The sequence below is a fragment of the Acidovorax cavernicola genome, from assembly GCF_003581445.1.
This window is the reverse complement of record NZ_QXMN01000142.1, coordinates 1-2,460: the sequence shown is the minus strand read 5'-3', so window position 1 is coordinate 2,460 and position 2,460 is coordinate 1. Positions and strand designations below refer to the sequence as shown.

The following is a 2,460-nucleotide window of genomic DNA, read 5'->3' as shown; positions in this document are numbered from 1 at the left end:
CGCGACCTCGGCGCGATCAAGCCGGCTTCGTGGCTGGTGCTGGGGCTGGGCGTGGCCGGTTTTGCGGCGCTGCTGCTGGCCGTGAGCCGCGACCTGAAGCTGGGCCTGATCGCGGTCGGCGGCTTCGGCGCCGCGGTGCTGCTGTTCGCGGGCCTGGCCTGGCTGGCCGTGAAGATGCTGCGGCGCATGGTCAACGAATCGACGGCGCCGCGCTGGCTGGTGCTGGCCACGCGCCAGATCTCGGCGCGGCCCGTGTATGCCGTGCTGCAGGTCAGCAGCCTGGCCGTGGGCCTGCTGGCGCTGGTGCTGCTGGTGCTGCTGCGCACCGATCTGATCGGCAGCTGGCGCGCGGCCTCGCCGCCCGATGCGCCCAACCGTTTCGTGATCAACATCATGCCGGACCAGACGCAGGACTTCCAGCAAGTGCTCAAGGACCAGGGCGTGGCGCGCTACGACTGGTATCCGATGATCCGCGGCCGGCTGGTGCAGGTCAACGGCCGTGATGTCCATCCCGACGACTACACCGAAGACCGCGCCAAGCGCCTCGTGGACCGGGAGTTCAACCTGTCCACGGCCGCGCAGGCGCCGCAGCACAACCCCGTGGTCGCGGGCCGCTGGACGCCCGGCGAAAAGGACGCGATCAGCCTGGAGGAGGGCATTGCCGAGACGCTGGGCCTCAAGCTCGGCGACCGGCTGACGTTCGATATCGGCGGCGTGCGCAACGAAGCCCGCATCACCAGCCTGCGCAAGGTCGACTGGGGTTCGATGCGCGCCAACTTCTTCGCGATGTACCCGGTCGAGCAGCTGCCCGGCGTGGCCGTGACCTACCTCGCGGCCTACCGCGCGCCGGCTACGCCGGGCTTCGACAACGCGCTGGTGCGCCAGTTTCCCAACATCACCAATGTCGACATGGCGAGCACGCTGGCGCAGGTGCAGCAGGTGCTCGACCAGGTCATTCGCGCGGTCGAGTTCCTGTTCATCTTCACGCTGGCCGCGGGCCTGGTGGTGCTGTTCGCGGCCGTCACGGCGACGCGCGAGGAGCGCGCGCGCGAGTACGCCATCATGCGTGCCGTCGGCGCGCGCGCCAGCCTGCTGCGCCAGGTGCAGCGCGCCGAACTCGCGGGCGTGGGCCTGCTCGCCGGCTTTCTCGCGAGCTGCGTGGCCATGGCCGTGGGCTGGGCGCTGGCGCGCTATGTGTTCGACTTCGCCTGGAGCGCCTCGCCCTGGGTGCCCATAGGCGGCGCGCTGGCCGGCGCGGTGCTCGCCTGGCTCGCGGGCTGGTGGGGGCTGCGCGAAGTGCTGCGCCGGCCGGTGATGACCACCTTGCGCCAGGCGGCGGAATAGACCTGCTGCGCGGGCTGCGGCCCGTGCTGCGGGACAATTGCGGCTCGCCTTTCGTTTCCTGAACGCGCTGCCCGCCAGCGCCTGATCGCCATGCAGATTGAAGACAAACCGCCTTTTGACACCCCCTTTGAATGGATTGGCGGCGAGCCCGCGATCCAGCGCATGGTCGACCGCTTCTACGACCTGATGGACCTAGAGCCCGGCTATGCCGAACTGCGCGCGGCCCATGGCTCCGAGCTCGACGGCGCGCGCCAGAAGCTGTTCTGGTTCCTCTGCGGCTGGATGGGCGGCCCCGACCATTACCAGAGCCGCTTCGGCCATCCGCGGCTGAAGATGCGCCACATGCCGTTCGCCATCGGCGTGCGCGAGCGCGACCAGTGGGTGGCCTGCATGGACCAGGCGATGCGCGAGACCGAGGTGCCCGAGGCGCTGCGCCTGCGCCTGGTCAACAGCTTCATGGGCACGGCCGACTGGATGAGAAATCAAGGCGGCTGAGCGATCTTGCGTCCTGGCGCGGCTTGGTTACCATGGCGGTCTTAACTGTTTGATACAAACCGTACCGGAGCATTTATGGGCGTGATCGGCTGGACAGTGTTGGTGGTGGCAGTGGGCATCGTGGCCTGGGCGGTCATGGCCTATAACCGCCTGGTGGTGGCGCGCAACCGCATCGCCAATGCGTTCGGGCAGATCGATGTGCAGCTCAAGCGCCGCCACGACCTCGTGCCCAACCTGGTCGAAGTGGCGCGCGGCTACATGGCCCATGAAGCCGGCACGCTCGAAGCCGTGATCCGCGCGCGCGGCGCGGCCAGCAGCGCGGCCGACCAGGCGCGCGCCAGGCCAGCGGACGCGGCCGCGATCGGTCTGCTGTCGCAGGCCGAATCGGCGCTGGGCGCGCAGCTGGGCCGGCTGATGATGCTCAGCGAAGCCTATCCCGCGCTCAAGGCCGACGCCCACATGCTGCGCCTGAGCGAAGAAATCACCAGCACCGAGAACCGCATCGGTTTTGCGCGCCAGGCCTATAACGACCAGGTGCTCGAATTCAACAATAACGCCAGCCAGTTTCCCGAAGTGCTGCTCGCGCGCAGCCTGGGCTTTGCCGAGGCCGCGATGCTCGAG

At 68.8% G+C, this 2,460-nt stretch carries 3 protein-coding genes; all 3 read left to right on the top strand.

The annotated features are described in order from the left end of the window. The coding region (locus tag D3H34_RS31760) for an ABC transporter permease (protein WP_119558773.1) at positions 1 to 1,344 on the top strand (1,344 nt) is incomplete at its 5' end. A 90-nt stretch (positions 1,345 to 1,434) separates the two neighbouring features. Then, positions 1,435 to 1,839, top strand: a complete 405-nt coding sequence (locus D3H34_RS31755; RefSeq protein ID WP_119558772.1) for a group II truncated hemoglobin — start codon at positions 1,435 to 1,437, stop codon at positions 1,837 to 1,839. Between the two features lie 75 nt (positions 1,840 to 1,914). Continuing rightward, on the top strand, positions 1,915 to 2,460 hold a 546-nt coding region (locus tag D3H34_RS31750; protein ID WP_147400550.1), incomplete at its 3' end, for a LemA family protein.